18 protein-coding genes are annotated in these 19,045 nt (G+C 66.2%); 8 read left to right on the plus strand and 10 right to left on the minus strand.

Translation table 11 applies throughout. The features are described 5' to 3' along the window. Window positions 1-179: 179 nt before the first annotated feature. On the plus strand, window positions 180-1,538 hold the full coding sequence (locus tag AC6RIC_RS07780; protein ID WP_499735726.1) for a TadE/TadG family type IV pilus assembly protein: 1,359 nt from the start codon (window positions 180-182) through the stop codon (window positions 1,536-1,538). Here the strand turns inward: AC6RIC_RS07780 and AC6RIC_RS07785 are convergent. Genes AC6RIC_RS07785 through ygfZ form a run of 3 tightly spaced genes read right to left on the minus strand, consistent with a single transcriptional unit; the run spans window position 1,513 to window position 3,682 of the window. After that, on the minus strand, window positions 1,513-2,142 hold the full coding sequence (locus AC6RIC_RS07785) for a YfbR-like 5'-deoxynucleotidase (protein WP_499735727.1): 630 nt from the start codon (window positions 2,140-2,142) through the stop codon (window positions 1,513-1,515). The genes AC6RIC_RS07780 and AC6RIC_RS07785 overlap by 26 nt on opposite strands. Next, a complete protein-coding gene (locus AC6RIC_RS07790; protein ID WP_499736570.1) occupies window positions 2,142-2,774 on the minus strand; it encodes a DNA-3-methyladenine glycosylase I in 633 nt (210 codons plus the stop codon). Before AC6RIC_RS07790 ends, AC6RIC_RS07785 begins: the two co-directional genes overlap by 1 nt. A gap of 8 nt (window positions 2,775-2,782) precedes the next feature. After that, window positions 2,783-3,682, minus strand: coding sequence for a CAF17-like 4Fe-4S cluster assembly/insertion protein YgfZ (ygfZ, locus tag AC6RIC_RS07795; RefSeq protein ID WP_499735728.1), 900 nt, complete (start codon window positions 3,680-3,682; stop codon window positions 2,783-2,785). Window positions 3,683-3,832: 150 nt separating this feature from the next. Here ygfZ and AC6RIC_RS07800 point away from each other — a divergent pair, with 150 nt between their 5' ends. The 4 genes from AC6RIC_RS07800 (at window position 3,833) to AC6RIC_RS07815 (ending at window position 7,668) form a co-directional block, all read left to right on the plus strand. Next, on the plus strand, window positions 3,833-5,173 hold the full coding sequence (locus AC6RIC_RS07800; protein WP_499735729.1) for a dihydroorotase: 1,341 nt from the start codon (window positions 3,833-3,835) through the stop codon (window positions 5,171-5,173). A 183-nt stretch (window positions 5,174-5,356) separates the two neighbouring features. Continuing rightward, window positions 5,357-5,779 (plus strand): YciI family protein, encoded by a 423-nt coding sequence (locus AC6RIC_RS07805; protein WP_499735730.1) that lies wholly within the window; start codon window positions 5,357-5,359, stop codon window positions 5,777-5,779. Window positions 5,780-5,852: 73 nt separating this feature from the next. Beyond that, entirely contained in the window at window positions 5,853-6,278 is a 426-nt protein-coding gene (locus AC6RIC_RS07810) for a YciI family protein (RefSeq protein WP_454655820.1), read from the plus strand. A gap of 121 nt (window positions 6,279-6,399) precedes the next feature. Beyond that, window positions 6,400-7,668, plus strand: a complete 1,269-nt coding sequence (locus AC6RIC_RS07815) for an RNA polymerase sigma factor (RefSeq protein ID WP_499735731.1) — start codon at window positions 6,400-6,402, stop codon at window positions 7,666-7,668. A 214-nt stretch (window positions 7,669-7,882) separates the two neighbouring features. Here AC6RIC_RS07815 and AC6RIC_RS07820 read toward each other — a convergent pair whose 3' ends face one another. Next, window positions 7,883-9,229 carry a UDP-glucose dehydrogenase family protein gene (locus tag AC6RIC_RS07820; RefSeq protein ID WP_499735732.1) on the minus strand — a complete coding sequence of 449 codons (1,347 nt, stop codon included), beginning with the start codon at window positions 9,227-9,229 and terminating at the stop codon, window positions 7,883-7,885. A gap of 221 nt (window positions 9,230-9,450) precedes the next feature. Between AC6RIC_RS07820 and pgm the strand changes: the two genes are divergently transcribed. Further along, window positions 9,451-11,109: a phosphoglucomutase (alpha-D-glucose-1,6-bisphosphate-dependent) gene (gene pgm, locus AC6RIC_RS07825; RefSeq protein WP_499735733.1), complete on the plus strand. Its 1,659-nt coding sequence runs from the start codon at window positions 9,451-9,453 to the stop codon at window positions 11,107-11,109. Window positions 11,110-11,585: 476 nt separating this feature from the next. Here pgm and AC6RIC_RS07830 read toward each other — a convergent pair whose 3' ends face one another. From AC6RIC_RS07830 to AC6RIC_RS07850, 5 genes are all read right to left on the minus strand, one after another. Then, window positions 11,586-12,260, minus strand: coding sequence for an RraA family protein (locus AC6RIC_RS07830; RefSeq protein ID WP_499735734.1), 675 nt, complete (start codon window positions 12,258-12,260; stop codon window positions 11,586-11,588). Between the two features lie 99 nt (window positions 12,261-12,359). Then, window positions 12,360-13,874, minus strand: coding sequence for a tripartite tricarboxylate transporter permease (locus AC6RIC_RS07835; protein WP_499735735.1), 1,515 nt, complete (start codon window positions 13,872-13,874; stop codon window positions 12,360-12,362). 3 nt (window positions 13,875-13,877) lie between these two features. Then, the gene (locus tag AC6RIC_RS07840) at window positions 13,878-14,333 is read right to left on the minus strand and encodes a tripartite tricarboxylate transporter TctB family protein (RefSeq protein WP_298920133.1); all 456 of its coding nucleotides are present in this window, start codon (window positions 14,331-14,333) and stop codon (window positions 13,878-13,880) included. 129 nt (window positions 14,334-14,462) lie between these two features. Continuing rightward, window positions 14,463-15,431, minus strand: coding sequence for a Bug family tripartite tricarboxylate transporter substrate binding protein (locus AC6RIC_RS07845; protein WP_499735736.1), 969 nt, complete (start codon window positions 15,429-15,431; stop codon window positions 14,463-14,465). 50 nt (window positions 15,432-15,481) lie between these two features. Beyond that, entirely contained in the window at window positions 15,482-16,483 is a 1,002-nt protein-coding gene (locus AC6RIC_RS07850; RefSeq protein ID WP_499735737.1) for a hydroxyacid dehydrogenase, read from the minus strand. Window positions 16,484-16,610: 127 nt separating this feature from the next. Between AC6RIC_RS07850 and AC6RIC_RS07855 the strand changes: the two genes are divergently transcribed. Beyond that, window positions 16,611-17,501 carry a LysR family transcriptional regulator gene (locus AC6RIC_RS07855; protein ID WP_499735738.1) on the plus strand — a complete coding sequence of 297 codons (891 nt, stop codon included), beginning with the start codon at window positions 16,611-16,613 and terminating at the stop codon, window positions 17,499-17,501. A gap of 59 nt (window positions 17,502-17,560) precedes the next feature. Here the strand turns inward: AC6RIC_RS07855 and AC6RIC_RS07860 are convergent, their stop codons facing one another. After that, a complete protein-coding gene (locus AC6RIC_RS07860) occupies window positions 17,561-18,199 on the minus strand; it encodes an isochorismatase family protein (RefSeq protein WP_499735739.1) in 639 nt (212 codons plus the stop codon). A gap of 131 nt (window positions 18,200-18,330) precedes the next feature. On the opposite strand from AC6RIC_RS07860, the gene AC6RIC_RS07865 reads away from it, so the two are divergent. Continuing rightward, entirely contained in the window at window positions 18,331-19,023 is a 693-nt protein-coding gene (locus AC6RIC_RS07865; protein ID WP_499735740.1) for a TetR/AcrR family transcriptional regulator, read from the plus strand. The last annotated feature ends 22 nt before the right edge of the window (window positions 19,024-19,045 follow it).

Consider the following 19,045-nt stretch of genomic DNA (forward strand, 5'->3'; position numbering starts at 1 on the left):
AATACAATCTTTGATTGTATTTTCATCGATGATGAACGCTAAATCACGTAACGGCAGCGCGTTTCGATTCAAAATGTGCAGATAGGTCCGACTTCAACAAATCGGTTTCAGCAATTCGTAAGCTCCGGCCGCCAACGCTTTCAGGGTCGAATGCGGCAATTTGGCCCTGGACGAGGCACATGATGAAGATCGGCTCTCTGCCTGAGATGATCGGGCGCTTCCACCGGGATGAGCGCGGCAACTTCCTGATGCTGTTCGGGCTCGTGCTCGTTCCGCTGATGGGAGTCGTGGGAGTCGCGATCGATTACTCGCGCGCCAGCAATGCCCGGCAAGCGCTCAGTTCGGCGATCGATTCCGCGGCGCTGATGGCGGCACGTGACGCCCAGAAGCTGACCGATGGTCAGATCCGGACCCGCGCCAACGCCTGGATCCGCGATAATCTGCCTCCGGACGTGAAGAGCCAGCTCGGCAACACCACGGTGACGATCGACCGCACGGCACGGACGATCAAGATCGATGCGGACGCCAATGTGCCCACGACGATCTCCAGCGTGCTCGGCATGAGCAATATCCCCGTGAGCACCAACAGCCACTCGACCTGGGGAACCAACAAGATCGAACTCGCGCTCGTGCTCGACAACACGGGTTCGATGTCCTCTTCCGGCAAGATGACGGCGCTGAAGCAGGCCTCCAAGGATCTGATCAAGATCATGAAGGACGCTGCGATCGACGCCGAGCAGATCAAGATCTCGATCGTGCCGTTCAATACGCAGGTCAAGATTGATCGTAGTTTTAAAGATGAGTCGTGGCTTAGTTATACGCCGACACGCAATGTTACTCGTACAAAAGACAGTTGGGGTAATTATAGATATAGAGTAACTGGTACAAATATTACTGTGTATGATACGAGTAATCTAACTTGTGATTCGAGTGGATCGTGCAAGTATAAGACTTTTACTAAATCTATTTGGTCGACTGCCAATCAAGGCTGCATCTCCGATCGCGATCAGGATTATGATGTCAAGGATGGGGGGGCGTATGTGACAAGCGCTCAGCAATATCGAGCATTCTGGTGCAGCCAGACCTCGCTGGCGCAGATCATGCCGCTGACCAGCGACTGGGATGCACTGAACGCGCATATCGACACGATGACCCCGGCCGGCAACACGAACGTCACGATCGGCGCCGCCTGGGGCTGGGCGACGCTGACGCCGGAGACTCCGTTCACGACCGCCAAGCCCAAGACCGAGCCTCAGCTCAAGAAGCACATGATTCTGCTGACCGACGGCGACAACACCGAGAACTGGTTCACGGCGACCGGCAGCGACATCGATGACCGCACGAAGAAGGCCTGCACGAACATCAAGGCGGACGGGATCAATCTCTACACGATCCGCGTTATCGACGGCGATGCGGACCTGTTGAGGAACTGCGCCACCCGGCCGGAGATGTATTACGACGTGCAGAACGCCGCGCAGCTCAGCCCGATCTTCAAGGCGATCGCCGCCGAGATCAGCGCGGTGCGCCTGACGCAGTAACCCCACCCCCGCCGAGTCCGGCGTAGCGCGCCACGAAGCGCGCCTGCGCCGCCTCGGTGTCGAGCGGATCGAGCCAGGCCAGGACTTCGGCCGGCAACGCCTGGGGCCGGCCGAAGAATTTCAGGGCTTCCTCGCGGTCGAAGCCGGCGAGGCGCGTCGCCTCGAAGAAGGCGGCGATGGTGTCGGCCTCCTTGATCTTCTTCTTCAAAGCCGCAGGCGTTGCTGGCGGCAGGCCGAAGCGCAGATGGATTGCCGTGAGCAGGCGCAGTTCCACGCTCTTGTAGGCGTCGCCCATCACCACCTTGAACGGCGAGATCATGTCGCCGATGACGTATTCGGGCGCGTCGTGCAGCAGCGCCATCAGGCGCCAGCCCTGGCTCCAGTCCGGATTGAGATGGGCGGCGATCGCCTCGACCAGCAGGGAGTGCTGCGCGACCGAGAAGGAATGCGCGCCGCGCGTCTGCCCGTTCCAACGGGCGACGCGGGCAAGGCCATGGGCGATGTCTTCGATCTCGATGTCGAGTGGCGAAGGATCGAGCAGGTCGAGCCGGCGGCCCGAGAGCATGCGCTGCCAGGCGCGCGGCGGGGCGGGCTTGCGGGCCATCAGGCGGCGGGACGGGAATCGCGGGCGAGCGCGGCGCATTCGCTCCAGCGGAAGCAGCCGGTCAGGTGGTCGTTGACCAGCCCGCAGGCCTCCATGAAGGCATAGACGATGGTCGGGCCGCAGAAGGTGAAGCCGGCCTTCTTCAGTTCTTTGGAGACCGCCTCCGACAGCTTGGTCTGCGTCGGCACCTCGCCCTGCGTCCGGTAGCTGTTCTGCAGCACGCGGCCGTCGAGATGCTTCCAGAGGAAATCGGCGAAGGGCTCGCGCTCGCTGATCCTGAGATAGGCCTGCGCGCTCCTGATCGTGCCCTCGATCTTGCCGCGATGGCGGATGATGCCGGGGTCGGCGAGCAGGCGCTGCACATCGGCCTCGGTGAAGCGGGCGACCGTCTCCGGCTCGAAATCGGCGAAGCCGGCGCGGAAGGCGTCGCGCTTCCTCAGGATGGTGATCCAGGACAGGCCAGCCTGGAAGCCGTCGAGGATCAGCTTCTCCCAAAGCGCGCGGGAATCGTATTCCGGCACGCCCCATTCGGTGTCGTGATAGGCAAGGTAGAGCGGCTCGGTGCCCGGCCAGCGGCAGCGGAACTTGCCGTCCGCGCCCTGGATGGCGATGCGTTCCTCGCTGACGATGATAGCCTCGCTCACAGGGCAACTCCTGCGGTGGCTCCGAAGCCAGCTTCGCCGGGGAAGGGGAAGCGGATGAAGCCTGGCTTCTCCGCGAGATGGAAGGCGAGTCCGCCGCCGAGCGGCGCTTGCCCTGCGGCGAGGGCATCGGCGAGCCGGTCGAGCCGGAGCATCGCGAGCGCCCGGCCGTTGGCGCCCGAGCCGATGCTGCCGAGCGGCTTGCCGGCGGCCGTGGCCTCGGCGCCGGTCTCGGCCGCGATGCCCTCGTCGAAGACGATCGGCACGACGCGGGTGCGGGCCGTGCCGCGATGCTGCATGCGGGAGACGACCTCCTGCCCGATATAGCAGCCCTTCTTGAAGGAGACGCCGCCGAGCTGGTCGAGCAAGGCTTCGTGCGGGAAGGTGTCGCCATAGGCGAAGTCGCGCCCGCCCGCGGGGATGCCGAGCGCGATGCGGTGAGCGTGGTAGGTTTCCGGCTCGGCCGTGACGAGGGTTTCGACGCTGTCGGCATCGGTGATAGCGCGCTGTCCGAGCGCCGGCAGGCGCGGATCGTCATAGACGAAGCCGGCATCCTCCGGGAGCGGGGTGCCATCCGCCGATGCGATGACCGCGCTCTTCTCGGTGAGGTCTTCGAGCGCCACCTTGGCGCGCAGCTTGTAGAGCTTCAGGCGTTTCATCAGGTCGGCGGTCTGGAGCAGGGGCGTGTCGAGCAGGAAGCCGCCGCCATCCACCGGCGCCAGCGCGAGGATGAAGAAATCGCAGATCATCTTGCCTTGTGGCGTCAGCAGCGCGCCGTAGCCGGCCTGTCCGGGCTCGACCGGATCGAGATCGTTGGTCACGAGATTCTGCAGGAAGTCGCGCGCGTCGTCGCCGCTGACGCGGATGACGCCGCGATCGATCAATCTTGTGGCGGGCATGGGCAGCCGTTCCAGTTCTGATGTCGGGCCGAGGCTCGTCAGCCGAATGGGGATGATGGCGCCACCCGAAAACTGTTTGGGCTTCCGGCCTGGCGCGTTGCCCGATAGGTAGGCTGCATCCAGTCTTTGCTCAACCTCCCGGAGACAGCCATGCCCCAGACCTACGACGTGATCCTCAAGGGCGGCACGGTGGTGAACCAGGACGGCCGCGTCGCGCGCGATGTCGGCATCACCGGCGGCAAGATCATGGCGCTGGGCGATCTCTCGCAGGCCTCGGCCGGCGAGGTCGTCGATTGCACCGGCCTTCATATCCTGCCCGGCGTGATCGACAGCCAGGTGCATTTCCGCGAACCCGGCCTCGATCACAAGGAAGACCTGGAGAGCGGCTCGCGCTCGGCCGCGCTCGGCGGCGTGACCTGCGTCTTCGAGATGCCGAACACGATCCCGCAGACGGTGACGCCGGAAGCACTGGCCGACAAGGTCAGGCGCGGGCGCCATCGCATGCATTGCGACTTTGCCTTCTGGGTCGGTGGCACGCATGAGAACGCCAATGACGTGCCCGAGCTGGAGCGTCTGCCGGGCGCCGCCGGCATCAAGGTGTTCATGGGCTCCTCCACCGGCGACCTGCTGGTCGAGGACGACAGGGGCGTCGCCGAGATCCTGAAGCGCACGCGTCGGCGCGCCGCCTTCCATTCCGAAGACGAGATGATGCTGCGCGAGCGCATGCCGCTGCGTGTCGAGGGCGATCCGTCGAGCCATCCGGTCTGGCGTTCGCCCGAGGTGGCGCTGACCTGCACCAAGCGGCTGGTGCGGATCGCGCGCGAGACCGGCGCACGCGTCCACATCCTGCACATCTCGACCGGCGAGGAGATGGTCTTCCTCAAGGACCATAAGGATGTCGCCACCGTCGAGGTTCTGCCGAACCATCTGACGCTGGTCGCGCCGGATTGCTACGAGCGGCTCGGCACCTATGCCCAGATGAACCCGCCGATCCGCGACGACAGCCATCGCCAGCGCATCTGGTGGGGTGTCGAGCAGGGCATCGTCGACGTGCTCGGCTCGGACCACGCGCCGCATACCCATGAGGAGAAGCACCATCCCTATCCGGCGAGCCATTCAGGCATGCCGGGCGTGCAGACGCTGGTGCCGATCATGCTCGACCATGTGAATGCCGGCAGGCTGACGCTGGAGCGCTTCGTCGATCTCAGCAGCGCCGGGCCGCAGCGCATCTTCGGGCTGGAGGGCAAGGGCCGGATCGCGGTCGGCTACGATGCGGACTTCACCATCGTCGATCTCAAGCGCCGCGAGACGATCACCAAGGAGTGGAGCGCCTCGAAATGCGGCTGGACGCCCTATGACGGCGTCACCGTTACCGGCTGGCCGGTTGGCACCTTCGTGCGTGGCCTCAAGGTGATGTGGGAGGGCGAATTGACGACCCCCTCGCAGGGCGAGCCGGCGCGCTTCCTGGAGGCGCTGCCGCGCAGCGCCTGAACCGGATCGGCGCTGCCCGCGTTCAGCTCTGGACGAGCGCGCGGGCGGCTCCGCAAAAAAAACGAAAAATAGATTCCCGGCGTTGTCGATTCCGTCCGCGCCCGTTCGACGTCCAGTCAGAGAACGGGTTTCGGCGGCTTTCGCCGGAGCCGCCCGGTTCTCCCAAACCCAAGGAGAAGACCGATGCGCGTGATGGTTCTGGTCAAGGCCAGCAAGGACAGCGAAGCCGGTGTGATGCCGGACCCGGACGTCTTCGCGAAGATGGGTGTCTATAACGAAGAGCTGATCAAGGCCGGCATCCTGCTGGCTGCGGAAGGCCTGCACCCGACATCGAAGGGAATCCGCATGCGCTTCTCGGGCAACGAGCGGGCGATCACCGACGGCCCCTTCGCCGAAACCAAGGAGCTGCTGGCCGGCTTCTGGCTCTGGCAGGTGAAGTCCTTCGACGAAGCGGTCGAATGGCTGAAGCGCGCGCCCTTCGACGGCAACACCGAGATCGAGCTCAGGCCTGTCTTTGAGATGGAAGAGTTCGGCGAGATGGTGACGCCGGAGCGGCGCGAACGGAAGGAAAACCTCCGCGCTGAATTCGAGAAGCGCGCCGGCTGAGCTGGCCCGACATTCCAAACCCAACAAAACCGACGGTGCAGGCTGAGCCCCCGTCCTTCAAAGGAGAAGACCGATGCGTTTCATGGTGATGGTCAAGGCAACCCAGGACAGCGAAGCCGGCGCGCCGCCGACCCAGGAGCTGCTCGAGGCGATGATGGCCTATAACGAGGAGCTGGTGAAAGCCGGCATCATGAAGGGCGGCGACGGCCTTCAGCCCAGCTCGAAGGGCGCGCGCGTCCAGTTCGACGGCGCCAAGCGCGCGGTCGTCGATGGGCCCTTCGCCGAGACCAAGGAGCTGGTCGCCGGTTACTGGCTCTGGGAATGCGCCTCGCTCGATGAAGCTATCGCCTGGGTCAAGCGCTGCCCCAACCCGATGCCCGGCCCGTCCGAGATCGAGATCCGGCCGCTGTTCGAGCTGGCCGATTTCGGCGAGATCGTCACGCCGGAGACCTCGGCGCAATGGGACCGCCTGAAGGCCGAGGTCGGCGGTCAGGACTGAGTGACAGGGCGGTCTGCCGATCCCTGACGGCTTGGTTCCGTCAGAATCCGGCAAGCCCAGAGCCGGAATGCAGCTCGGGCTCTCTTGCCAGCCGATGGGCTGATGGTGTGTATCGCTTCCTATGTCGGGCAGCGATGCACACCGCACCATCGAGACGGTCTGGCGCATGGAGTCGCCCAAGCTGATCGCCGGGCTCGCGCGCCTGACCCGCGATGTCGGCCGGGCCGAGGAACTGGCTCAGGACGCGCTCGTCGCGGCGCTGAAGCAATGGCCCGAAGAGGGCGTTCCGCGCAATCCGGCGGCCTGGCTGATGCAGGTCGCCAAGCATCGCGCTGCCGATGCCGCCCGCCATGAGATCATGGCCCGGCGCAAGCAGGACGAGATCGGCCGCGACATCGACAGCGAAGGGCCGGCGATGCCGGATATCGACGAGGCGCTCGACGACGAGGTCGGTGACGACCTGCTGCGCCTGATCTTCACCGCCTGCCATCCTGTCCTGCCCAAGGAGGCGCGGATCGCGCTGACGCTGCGCCTGCTCGGCGGCCTGACGACCGACGAGATCGCGCGCGCCTTCCTCGTGCCGGAGCCGACGATGGCGCAGCGCATCGTGCGCGCCAAGAAGACGCTCAGCGAGGCCAAGGTGCCCTATGAGGTGCCTGCCGGCGCGGAGCTTGGCGCGCGGCTCGCTTCGGTGCTGGAGGTCGTCTACCTGATCTTCAACGAGGGGTATTCAGCCACTGCCGGCGAGGACTGGGTCAGGCCGGGCCTGTGCGAGGAGGCGCTGCGGCTTGGGCGCATCCTGGCGGCGCGGGCGCCTGACGAGCCCGAGGTCCATGGCCTCGTGGCGCTGATGGAATTGCAGGCCTCGCGGCTGCGGGCCCGCGTCGGTGCCGATGGCGAGCCGATCCTGCTGCTCGACCAGAACCGCGCCCGCTGGGACCGGCTGCTGATCGGGCGCGGGCTTGCGGCGCTCGAACGAGCACAGCGGCTCGCCGGAGCGGCGCCCGGGCCCTATCTGCTGCAGGCGGCGCTGGCCGCCTGTCACGCCCGCGCCCGCACGGCCGACGAGACCGACTGGAAGCGGATCGTCGCGCTCTACACCGTGCTCGGGCGGGTGACGCCGTCGCCGATCGTCGAACTCAACCGTGCGGTGGCGGTCAGCATGGCGGAGGGGCCGGAAGCAGGGCTCGCTGTGGTCGAGGCCCTTGCCGGCGAGCCGGCGCTGAAGCGCTATCACCTGTTGCCGGGCGTGCGCGGCGATCTGCTCGCCAAGCTCGGCCGCCATCGGGAGGCGGCCGAAGCCTTCGAGAGCGCGGTCGCGCTGACGCAGAACGCGCGGGAGCGGGCGTTGATGCAGGAGAGGGCGGCGAAGGAGCGCGCGGCGGGCTAGAGCTTGAACGCATCGAATTCGCGCTCCCCATTGTCATTCCGGGGCGCGCCGCAGGCGCGAACCCGGAACCCACGACTGGGTGGGACTTCTGGTGTTCGGTTGCAGGCCGCTCACCCGGTCGTGGGTTCCGGGTTCTTCGCTATCGCGAAGCCCCGGAATGACAAGGGGGCGGTATAAAAACGCGCTTTCGTCGGGGCTGATCGCGCGCCTTAGCTCAGGCTGCCGTCTCGGCTTCCTTGCCCTCCAGCGGGGCGAGGCCCCTTCCGACATCGGCATAGGAGAAGCCCTTGGCCCTGACCTGCTCGGCGCGGTAGACATTGCGGAGGTCGACGAGGACGGGGGCGGCCATGGCGGCCTTGACGCGGTCGAGATCGAGCGCCCGGAAGATGTTCCACTCGGTCACGATGACCGCGGCGTCGGCGCCCGCGACGCATTCATAGGCGTCGCCGCAATAGGTCACGCCGGTCGGCAGCACCGCCTTCGCCTGTTCCATCCCCTCCGGGTCATAGGCGCGGATCGTGGCGCCGCCATCCATCAGCGCCGTGATCACCGAAATCGAGGGCGCGTCGCGCATGTCGTCGGTGTTCGGCTTGAAGGTCAGGCCGAGCACGGCGATCGTCTTGCCCCGGACCGAGCCGCCGCAGGCCGCGATCACCTTGCGCCCCATCGCCCGCTTGCGCTGGTCGTTCACCGCCGCGACCGTCTCGACGATGCGCGAAGGCGTGCCGTAATCCTGCGCCGTCTTGATCAGGGCCAGCGTATCCTTCGGGAAGCAGGAGCCGCCATAGCCCGGCCCGGCATGCAGGAACTTGCCGCCGATGCGGTTGTCGAGCCCCATGCCGCGCGCGACGTCCTGGACATTGGCGCCGACCTGCTCGCAGAGATCGGCGATCTCGTTGATGAAGGTGATCTTCGTCGCCAGGAAGGCGTTGGCCGCGTATTTGGTCAATTCCGCCGTGCGCCGGCCGGTGTTCAGGATCGGCGCGTTGTTGAGATAGAGCGGCCGGTAGATATCGGCCATCACGGTCCGCGCCCGCTCGTCATCGGTGCCGACGACGATGCGGTCCGGCCGCTTGAAATCCTCGATCGCCGCGCCCTCGCGCAGGAACTCGGGATTGGAGACCACGGCGAACTCGGCATCGGGCCTGAGCTCGCGGATGATGCGCTCGACCTCGTCGCCGGTGCCGACCGGAACCGTCGACTTGGTCACGATTACGGTATAGCCGCGGATCGCCCCGGCGATCTCGCGGGTCGCGGCATAGACATAGGACAGGTCGGCGAAGCCGTCGCCGCGGCGCGAGGGCGTGCCGACCGCGATGAAGACCGCATCGGCCTCCGCCACCGGCCCGGCCAGATCGGTGGTGAAGGACAGGCGGCCTGCCGCCGCATTCGTCCGCACCAGCTCCGACAGGCCGGGCTCGAAGATCGGGATCTCGCCGCGCTGCAGCGCCGCCACCTTGCTCTCGACCTTGTCGACGCAGACCACCTCGTGCCCGAAATCCGCAAAGCAGGCGCCCGAGACAAGCCCGACATAGCCAGAGCCTACCATCACGATCTTCATCGGTAACTCCTGTCGCGCGAGACGATAGCGCAGGGGCGCGTACTAGCCCGCCTTTGCGACATGCGCGAGAAAAAAAGCGGTTCCGCAAGGGTAGTGACGATGCGACGTCGGGAATCCCCGGCTGCGGCGTGCCGCGAACCTGTCGCATTCCGTTGCAACTCTGTTCATGCGGGCGTCTATAAGAGATGTCGCATCCTGACGTGCCTAGAACGAGAGCCTACATGAGCGATTCCGTGAGTCCCCTGGCCGGCAAGCGGCTCGAGCCCGGCCAACTCGTCGACGTAGCGGCCCTCACGAAAGCCTATTACGAGCAGCCCGATCCCTCACAGCGTTCGCAGCAAGTCGCCTTCGGCACCTCCGGCCATCGCGGTTCGGCGCTGCTGCGCTCTTTCAACGAGGCGCATATCCTCGCCATCGCCCAGGCGATCTGCCTCTATCGCCGCGAGCAGGGGATCGACGGGCCGCTCTTCCTCGGCATCGATAGCCATGCGCTTTCACGCAATGCCTTCGAGACGGTGCTGGAGGTCTTCGCCGCGAATGGCGTCGCGACGATCATCGACGAGAAGCTCGGCTTCACGCCGACTCCGGTGATCTCGCATGCCATCATCACGCATAACCGGGGCCGGACCGCCGGGCTCGCCGACGGCGTCGTGATCTCGCCCTCGCACAACCCGCCGGCCGATGGCGGCCTGAAATACAATCCCCCGCATGGCGGACCGGCCGATACCGATGCAACCGGCTGGGTCGAGAAACGCGCCAACGCCTTCCTCGTCGAGAAGCTCGCCGGCATCCTGCGCATGCCCTACGACAAGGCGCTGAAGAGCGAGCATGTCCACCGGCACGACTACATCACCGGCTATGTCTCGGACCTCGCCAGCGTCGTGGACATGGAGGCGATCCGGCAGGCCGGTGTCGTGATCGGCATCGATCCGCTCGGCGGGGCGGGGCTCGACTACTACCAGCCGATCATCGACCGCTACGGGCTGAACGCGAGGATCGTCAGCAAGGAGGTCGATCCGGCCTTCGGCTTCATGACGGCCGACTGGGACGGCAAGATCAGGATGGATTGCTCCTCGCCCTATGCGATGGCGAGCCTGATCGGCATGCGCGACCGCTTCGACATCGCCTTCGCCAACGATACCGATGCCGACCGGCACGGCATCGTGACGCGCAGCAGCGGGCTGATGAATCCGAACCATTACCTCGCGGCGGCGAGCGCCTATCTCTTCGCCAACCGGCCGGGCTGGCGGGCGGATGCGGCGATCGGCAAGACGGCGGTGTCGAGCGCGATCATCGACCGCGTCGCGGCCAAGCTCGGGAGGCGCCTCGTCGAGGTTCCCGTCGGCTTCAAATGGTTTGTCGACGGGCTGATCTCGGGCGGCTTCGGCTTTGCCGGCGAGGAGAGCGCCGGCGCCTCCTTCCTGCGCATGGACGGCTCGGCCTGGACCACCGACAAGGACGGCATCATCCTCGGCCTGCTCGCCGCCGAGATCACGGCGAAGACCGGCAGCGACCCCGGCGTGCTCTACAGCAAGCTGACCGCGGAGCTGGGCGAGCCCCACTATGCGCGCGTCGATGCGCCGGCGAGCGCGAGCCAGAAGGCCGTTCTCAAGAGCCTGTCGGCCGAGCAGATCGCGACGAAGGAACTCGCGGGCCAGCCGATCACGGCGATCCTGAGCAACGCCCCGGGCAATGGCGCCGCGATCGGCGGCGTCAAGGTGACCGCGGCAGACGGCTGGTTCGCGGCGCGTCCGTCGGGCACCGAGGAGGTCTACAAGATCTATGCGGAGAGCTTCCGGGACGAGGCGCATCTCGCCGCGATCCAGGAGGATGCGCGCCGCATCGTCGGGCAGGCCTTCGCGGCAGCCGGGGCGTCCTGAATGCTAGCGGGCCGGGGCGGGGACGACCGCTGCCGGCCCGTCGCACCGGTGCGCGTGACGGGTGTGCCGCCTATCCCCAAGTCTCAAGGAAGCTCTAGTTGTCGATGGCCGGAGCGCGCTCGACCAGCTCGAGAAAGATGGCGGCGCAAGCCAGCCAGATGATCATCGACCAGAACAGCATAACCCCTCCCAAAGTTTTGCCTTGCTCCAGCATAGCTGAGGATTCGAGCGCGGCAAGCGCGCCAATTTTGTATAATATTCAATATGTTAATTGAATCTTTGGCGTTAATTTCGAGTGTTCCTGGCGCTCGGCGGCGCTGGACTGATTCGCGTTCCCATCCTTCGGATCGGCTGGCAAGCCGAGCCGAAGGCGGAGAGCGGCCTGGTGGCACCGCCATCGAGTAAAGCCCGCTGGTTGGCGGGCTTGCCGTACCCTGTGGATTCAGCAGCGCGCCGCTTCGGCGGTACGGGTACGGTCAGGTCTCGATGGCGCAGCCGAGCCGCGTCAGCGTGGCGTCGATCCAGCTGCGATCGTCCCGGCCTTCCAGGATCGCCTGCATCTTCTTCTCCTCCATCGCGTGCTTCTTGTGCGCGGCGGCATAGATCGCCTCGGCCTGATCGAAGGGCACGCAGAGAATGCCGTCATCGTCGCCGATGACGAGGTCGCCGGGCTCGATCACCATGCCCTCGATCGCGATCGGGAGGTTGATCTCGCCGGGACCGTCCTTGTAGGGGCCGCGATGGCTGATGCCGGCGGCATAGATCGGCAGATCGTTCTCACGAATCCAGGCGCAATCGCGCACGGCGCCGTAGAGCACGATGCCGGCGATGCCGCGCGTGCGGGCATGGGCGATCATCAATTCGCCGATCAGTGCATTGGTGAGGTCGCCGCCGCCGTCGACGACGACGACGTCGCCGGGCACGGCGAGATCGAGCGCCTTGTGGATCATCAGGTTGTCGCCCGGCCGCGTCTTCACCGTGAGCGCGGGACCCGCCATCACGCCGCCGCGATGCAGCGGCCGCAGCGAGGCCCCGCCCGCCGTCATGCGCGACATGGAATCGCTGACATTGGCGACCGGGACCGTGCGGAAGCGCTGGACGAGCTCGGCCTCGACCTGGCGGCGGCGCTTGAGGATGCGAAATCCGATCATGGGACGTCCTTGGTTGTCATGGCTGGCTGGCGCGGCGAACCGGACGGTGCAGCGGCAGGGAGATGAGGGTTTTGCGAGGGGCGGGTCGTGCCGGCGCGCTCAGGTCGCGCCGGCCTCCTCCTGATCGACGCGGGCCTTGCCGCGGCGGATGGCGGGCAGGGCCATGCTGACGAGCAGCAGCAGCGAGAGGGTGAGGAAGGTCAGGCTGATCGGGCTCTTCACGAAGATCGAGAGATCGCCTTCCGAGAGGAGCAGCGCCCGGCGGATGTTCTCTTCCATCATCGGGCCGAGCACATAGCCCAGCACCAGCGGCGCAGGCGGGCATTTCAGCTTGGCCAAGACATAGCCGAGCACGCCGATCGCGGCGCAGAGATAGACGTCGATCGCGCTGTTGTTCAGGCTGTAATTGCCGAGCGCGCAGAACATCACGATCGATGGGAACAGCCAGCGATAGGGAATGCTGAGCAGCCGCACCCAGAGGCCGACGAGCGGCAGGTTCAGTGCGACGAGCAGGGCATTGCCGATGAACATGCTGGCGATGACGCCCCAGAACAGCTCCGGATTGCGCGCCATCACGGTCGGGCCGGGCTGGACACCGTTCATGATCAACGCGCCGAGGATCAGCGCCATGGTGGCGCTGCCGGGGATGCCCAGCGTCAGGGTCGGGATGAAGGCGGTCTGCGCTGCCGCGTTGTTGGCGGCTTCCGGCGCGGCGACGCCCTCGACGGCTCCCTGGCCGAAGCGGGAGGGGTCCTTCGCCAGCTTCTTCTCGAGCATATAGGCGGAGAAGGAGGAGATCGACGGACCGGTGCCGGGCAGGATGCCGAAGAAGGCGCCGATGGCGGTGCCGCGCAAGGTCGGCAGGAACGAGGCCTTCAGGTCGCTCCAGCGCGGCATCAGACCGCCGACGTTTTTCGTGAAGACTTCGCGCGCCTCCTTCTGCTCCAGGTTGAGGACGACCTCGGAGATCGCGAACATGCCGACGGCGAGCACGGTGAAGCCGATGCCGTCGGCAAGCTCGGGCAGGCCGAAAGTGTAGCGCTCGATGCCGGAGTTCACGTCGGTGCCGACGAGGCCGATCAACAGGCCGACCACGACCATGGCGAGCGCCTTGACCATGTCGCCATGGCTCAGCACCGAGGCCGCGATCAGGCCGAGCACCATCAGGGCGAAGTAGTCCTCGGCGCCGAAGCGCAAGGCCCAGGAGGCGAGCGGCACGCCGAGCGCGACGATCAAGAGCGTGCCGATGCAGCCGGCGACGAAGGAGGAGAGGGCGGCGATCGCGAGCGCGGCGCCGGCCCGGCCACGGCGCGCCATCTGGTAGCCGTCGAGGCAGGTGACGGCCGACGAGGTCTCGCCCGGCAGGTTGACCAGGATCGCCGTGGTCGAGCCGCCATATTGCGCGCCGTAATAGATGCCTGAGAGCATGATGACGGCCGAGACCGGCGGCAGGCCGAAGGTGATCGGCAGCAGCATCGAGATCGTCACCAGCGGGCCGACACCCGGCAGCACGCCGATCAGGGTGCCGAGCAGCACGCCGAGGAAGCAATAGGCCAGGTTTTGCAGCGACAGGGCGACGCCGAAGCCGAGCACGAAGTGATCGATGATCTCCATGGCTCAGAAATTCCAGGCGAACAGACTGTAGGGCAGCTTCAGCCCCCAGACGAAGACGGCGGCGGCGAAGACGGCCATCACGGCCGTAAGGACGAGCACTTCCAGCGCCTTGAACTCATGGCCGGCACGGGCCGAGACGAAGAACAGGGCGGCGAGCGCCGGCACGAGGCCGACACGTTCGAGCAGGAAGCCGAAAAGCAGGAGCGAGGCGCTCAGCAGGAGGAGCGGCAGCCAGGCCCAACCACCTTCGACCGGCATGCAGGTGCGCAGCCCCTTGATGAAGGTGACGATGCCGAAGCCGATCAGGACGAGGCTGAGGATGCGCGGGAAATAGCCCGGCCCCATGTCGATCGTGGTGCCGAACTTGTAGCCGAGCGCGATCGCGAAGCCGAGCGCGCCGAGCCCCATGAACAGCAGGCCGGCAAGCGCGTCCTGGTTCTTGAAGATGCTGGTTTTCATGGCCGATATCCGACGTGATGCCGGGCGGCGCAACTTGGGCGCCGCCGGGACACAGGCTTTCAGGATGGGCATGGGTCGTGCCGGGAGGCCGCCGCCTTCAAGCGCGGTCTCCCGGCCAGCGTCATCGGCTCAGTCGGCGACCTTCACGTCGGCCGCCTTGATGACCGCTGTCCATTTCGGCATGTCGGACTTGATCAGCGCGCCGAACTCCTCGCTGCTGCCGCCGAGCGCCTCGGCGCCGGCCGAGCGCAGCTTGGCCTTGGTGTCGGGCTGCTGGAGCGCCTTGTTGAGTTCGGTATTGATGCGCGCGACGACCGGCGCTGGCACACCCGCCGGCGCCGCCAGGCCCCACCAGGTCACGGCCTCGGAATTCTTCAGGCCCTTCTCCTCGAAGGTCGGGACATCCGGCAGGTCGGCATCGCGCTTGGTCGCGAAGACCGCGATCGGGCGCAACACGCCTTCCTTGATCTGCACCATCGCCGAGGGGACCGAGGAGATGTAGATCTCGACGCGGCCGCCGAGCAGGTCCGGCAGGGCCTGGGCCGCGCCCTTGTAGGGAACGTGGCGGAACTTGACGCCCGCGATCTGCTGGATGAGTTCGCCGGCCAGATGCGAGCTGGTCCCGACGCCGGGGGAGGCGAAGGTCAGTTTGCCGTCCTTGGCTTTCGCGGCGGCGATCAGGTCTTCGACGGTCTTGATCGGCGAATCCTTGGCGACGACGAGGACCTGCGGCGCGGAGGCGACGAGACCGATCGGCGCGAAATCCTTGATCGGGTCGTAATTGGCCTTGCCGAGGATCGGGTTGATGACGAGGTTGGCGTTCTGCGCGAGGACGATGGTGTAGCCGTCCGGAGCCGCCTTGCCGGCGAGGCTCAGGCCGACGCTGCCGCCGCTGCCCGGCTTGTTGTCTGCGACCAGCGTCCAGCCCGTGCTTTCGCCGAGCTTCTGGGCGATGACGCGCGCGACGACGTCCGTGCCGCCGCCGGGCGGGAACGGAATGACGAGGCGGATCGGCTTCTCCGGATATTGCTGCGCTGAGGCCGTCGTCGCGAGCGCCGTCAGGGCCAGCGCTGCGAGCGCCTTGTAGACAACCTTCATGGTGTTTCCTCCCGTTTGCTTGTTTGTCGTCCGGTATCTGGTCCGGATCTTCAGGCTGCGAGTTCGGTCAACCTCGCGAGGCTGGCCGCATCCGGCTCTTCTCCATCGAGCACGGCGATGACGTGCCGGGCGGCGATCTCGGCCATGGTCTTGGCCGATCCCGCGGTCACGCCGGCGATATGCGGGGTGGCGATCAGGTTGGGCAGCGCCCAGAGCGGGCTGTCCGGAGCCGGTGGCTCGACCGTGAAGCTGTCGAGGGCCGCGCCGGCGATCCGGCCTTCCAGCAGCGCGGCAGCCAGCGCCGCCTCGTTGATCAGGGCGCCGCGCGCCGTGTTCACGACGAGGGCGTTCGGCTTCATCAGGCCGAAGCGGCGCGCATCCAGGAGATCGCGCGTGGCGTTGGTCAGCGGGCAATGCAGGCTGACGATGTCGGCTTCCGCAATGAGGCTGTCGAGATCGCGTTCGCAATCCCTACCGAACTGCGCGATGGCCTCGCGGGCATGGGGATCGTGCAGCAGGACGGACATGCCGAGACCCTGCGCCATCCGGGCGACATGCTGGCCGATCGAGCCGAAGCCGACGAGGCCGATGACGGTGCCGATGATGTCGCGCCCGATGAAGCTCGGCTTCGGCCAGGTGCCGGCCTTCACGGCTGCGTCGAGGCGCGGGATGTCCTTCAGCAGGGTCAGGGCCAGCGCAATGGTGTGTTCGGCGACGGCGCGCGAGTTCGAGCCCATAGCGCGGATGACGGGGATGTCGCGCGCGGCGGCCGCCTGCAGGTCGATATTGTCGACGCCGACGCCGTGCTTGGCGATGACCTTCAGACGGGGGGAGGCGGCGATGATCGCCTCGTCGACGCGGCCCTGGCGGACGATCAGGGCATCGACCTGCAACTCGGCTGCACGCTGCGCCACCTGCTCGCTCGGCGCGTAGGCCGGCGAGAAGAAGACGTCGACGTCATGCGCGTTGAGAAGCTCGATGGCGTTCTCGGCCAAACGGTCATGCGTGACGAGCACGCGCCTGCCGCGAGTGCGGGCACTGGTATCGGTCATCTCTGCGTTTCCTCACGGCTGCCTCGCATCCCGCTTCGCAACGGTTGGGCGCCTTTCGGGAACACTATTGACCAAGGCGGCGAGGCTCGTATGCTGAAATAATGACATATATCAATGATCTTTTGTCATGAAACATCCGATCGACGGCATCGAGACCTTCATCCAGATCGCGGAGCTCGGCAGCTTCAACAAGGCGGCCGAGAAGCTGCACGTCACGCAGACCGGCCTGACGCGGCGCATCCAGCGGCTCGAAGCCCATGTCGGGTTGAAGCTGATCGACCGAACGACGCGCACCGTCGCGCTGACCAGCATCGGCCGCGAGTTCCTGCCGGAAGCCCAGCGAATGGTCGACGCCGTCGACCGGTCGTTCGAGCGGCTGAAGACGATGTCGCGCTTCTCGACCGGCGACATCACGATCGCCTCGGTCCCCTCGCTGATGTATGGGCGCCTGCCACGCATCCTGCGGAGCTATGCCACGCGCCATCCCAACAACCGCGTCGAAATCCTCGACCGGACCAGCACGCTCGTGATCGAGGCGGTGCGGCGGCGCCAGGCCGAGTTCGGCCTGCATGTCCAGCCGCCGAACCAGCAGGACCTGCATAACGAGATCCTGGTCCGCGATCCCTTCGTGGTCTATTGCCGCAACGACCATCCGCTGGCCGGGCGCGAGACCATCGCCTGGGCGGACCTCGCCGGCCAGGACCTGATCACGCTCGGCGGCAGCAGCGGCAACCGGCTGCTGATGGAAGCGCAGCTCTCGCGCTCCGGCATCGAGGTGAAGACCAAGTTCGTGGTCGAGTATTTCTCCAGCGCGATCGGACTAGCCTCGGAAGGGCTCGGCATCGCCATCCTGGTCGAGTCGCTCGTGGAGAACCTGCGTCCCGATCTCGCGCAGATTCCGCTGGTGGACCCGATCGTCGACCGGCCGGTCTCGCTGATCCGGAGGCGGGGCGAGACGCTGACCCCGGCCGCACAGGCGCTCTACAACCTGATCGTGCGCGATCTCGGGCCGCTTTAGGTGGCGCAGATGGCTCTGCGTCACCGATCCGGGCGAGGACAGGGCGGCCCAAAAACGGGTCAGGCGGCGTTCTGCCGGTGCCAGTCTTCCAGATAGGCCAGCACGGTCTTGAGATCGGAGACGTCGACATAGCGTCGGCCGAGATCGCGCAGGTTGTCGCGATGAGGCTGCTCCTCGATGTCGCCGACGCAATCCTCGGGCACGATGGTGCGGTAGCGGTAGCTGAAACTGTCGATCGAGGTGGCGCGGATGCAGCCCGAGGTGTTGCAGCCGGTGACGATCACCGTGTCGACGCGCTCCTTGTTGAAATAGTCGCTGACGCCGGTGTTGAAGAAGATCGACGGCGCCTTCTTGCAGATCGTCAGGTCGTAATCGGGGTCGTAGATGCGCGCATCGAAGGCGGAGCTGGGATGGTCGTGGCGGAAGGTGTCCCGCACGGCGGTGATCTTCCAGTACGGCATCTCGCGCTCGCTCATATAGGCCGTGTTGCAGTTGGCGACCGGCACGTTGTAGCGGCGCGCGACCTCCAGCAGCCTGGCGGTGTTCTCCACCGCGCGCATGACGAGCGGTGCTCCCCCGAGCGGATACCGGGCGTCGGTGAAGCCGGTCTGGAAGTCGACGACGACGATGCCCGGCTTCTTGCCGAAGCCAACCGGAATCTCGCCGTAGCTCCTGTTCTTGTAGTCGTCATCAGCCATGGTTCTCTCCCTCCGCGCGCGCATTCGCGTCGTGATCCGGGCACGGTATGCTCTTGAAAAAATCAGGCAAGATTGTTTTTATTTCATCGAAACCCTGGCCGCCGTGAGCCAACAGGGTGTGGAGCGGACAGATGGGCGCAGAGATGAAGACGGCCTCGCGCTCCGAGCGCCAGCAACAGGCGCGCAGCGTTGCGACCTATGAGCGCCTGATCGGGGCTACGCTCGATGTCATCCACGATGTCGGCTACCACGCGGCGACGACGCAGGAGATCGCCGAGCGTGCGCAGGTGTCGCGCGGGGCGCTGCTCTATCATTTCCCGGCCCGCGCGGACATCATCCTGGCGGCGATGGAGCGCCTACTCGACGACGGCACCGCCGACATCCGCGCCGTCGCCCGGCGTGTCCAGAAGGGCGAGCTTTCCCTCGAAGGCTTCGTCGGTTTCCTCTGGGAGCTGTTTTCCGGGCGCTTCTTCTACCTGTCGCTGGAGATGATCACCGAGGCGCGCAACGATGCCGAGCTGCGCGAGCGGATGATCCCGGTCGTGAAGCGGTTCCACGAGGCGCTCGATGCAACCTGGGTGGAGTTCTGCAACCCGGAGAAGCGCACGGCCCGCGAGGCGCGCATCATCCTCAACCTGACGGTCTGCCTGGTGCGCGGCATGGGCGTGCAGACCGTCCTGCGCCAGGACCCCGGCTATTTCACCGACATGATCGAGGCCTGGAAGGCGCTGCTGCCGCAGATCGTCGAGGGCGGAGCCGGGGACGCGATGTTCGGCGGTCCCCGGTTTCGAGCGCAGGACGATGCGGCCGGGCAGGGGGGCTGAGACGCTTTCGTGCCGGCCGGTC

The organism is Allobosea sp. TBD101 (genome assembly GCF_059817965.1).

Excerpts from the sequence above, each read along its gene's own strand:
- AC6RIC_RS07780 (WP_499735726.1), top strand. The coding sequence starts at position 180 with ATGATGAAGATCGGCTCTCTGCCTGAGATGATCGGGCGCTTCCACCGG.
- AC6RIC_RS07785 (WP_499735727.1), bottom strand. The coding sequence starts at position 2,142 with ATGGCCCGCAAGCCCGCCCCGCCGCGCGCCTGGCAGCGCATGCTCTCG.
- ygfZ (WP_499735728.1), bottom strand. The coding sequence starts at position 3,682 with ATGCCCGCCACAAGATTGATCGATCGCGGCGTCATCCGCGTCAGCGGC.
- AC6RIC_RS07800 (WP_499735729.1), top strand. The coding sequence starts at position 3,833 with ATGCCCCAGACCTACGACGTGATCCTCAAGGGCGGCACGGTGGTGAAC.
- AC6RIC_RS07805 (WP_499735730.1), top strand. The coding sequence starts at position 5,357 with ATGCGCGTGATGGTTCTGGTCAAGGCCAGCAAGGACAGCGAAGCCGGT.
- AC6RIC_RS07810 (WP_454655820.1), top strand. The coding sequence starts at position 5,853 with ATGCGTTTCATGGTGATGGTCAAGGCAACCCAGGACAGCGAAGCCGGC.
- AC6RIC_RS07815 (WP_499735731.1), top strand. The coding sequence starts at position 6,400 with ATGTCGGGCAGCGATGCACACCGCACCATCGAGACGGTCTGGCGCATG.
- AC6RIC_RS07820 (WP_499735732.1), bottom strand. The coding sequence starts at position 9,229 with ATGAAGATCGTGATGGTAGGCTCTGGCTATGTCGGGCTTGTCTCGGGC.
- pgm (WP_499735733.1), top strand. The coding sequence starts at position 9,451 with ATGAGCGATTCCGTGAGTCCCCTGGCCGGCAAGCGGCTCGAGCCCGGC.
- AC6RIC_RS07830 (WP_499735734.1), bottom strand. The coding sequence starts at position 12,260 with ATGATCGGATTTCGCATCCTCAAGCGCCGCCGCCAGGTCGAGGCCGAG.
- AC6RIC_RS07835 (WP_499735735.1), bottom strand. The coding sequence starts at position 13,874 with ATGGAGATCATCGATCACTTCGTGCTCGGCTTCGGCGTCGCCCTGTCG.
- AC6RIC_RS07840 (WP_298920133.1), bottom strand. The coding sequence starts at position 14,333 with ATGAAAACCAGCATCTTCAAGAACCAGGACGCGCTTGCCGGCCTGCTG.
- AC6RIC_RS07845 (WP_499735736.1), bottom strand. The coding sequence starts at position 15,431 with ATGAAGGTTGTCTACAAGGCGCTCGCAGCGCTGGCCCTGACGGCGCTC.
- AC6RIC_RS07850 (WP_499735737.1), bottom strand. The coding sequence starts at position 16,483 with ATGACCGATACCAGTGCCCGCACTCGCGGCAGGCGCGTGCTCGTCACG.
- AC6RIC_RS07855 (WP_499735738.1), top strand. The coding sequence starts at position 16,611 with ATGAAACATCCGATCGACGGCATCGAGACCTTCATCCAGATCGCGGAG.
- AC6RIC_RS07860 (WP_499735739.1), bottom strand. The coding sequence starts at position 18,199 with ATGGCTGATGACGACTACAAGAACAGGAGCTACGGCGAGATTCCGGTT.
- AC6RIC_RS07865 (WP_499735740.1), top strand. The coding sequence starts at position 18,331 with ATGGGCGCAGAGATGAAGACGGCCTCGCGCTCCGAGCGCCAGCAACAG.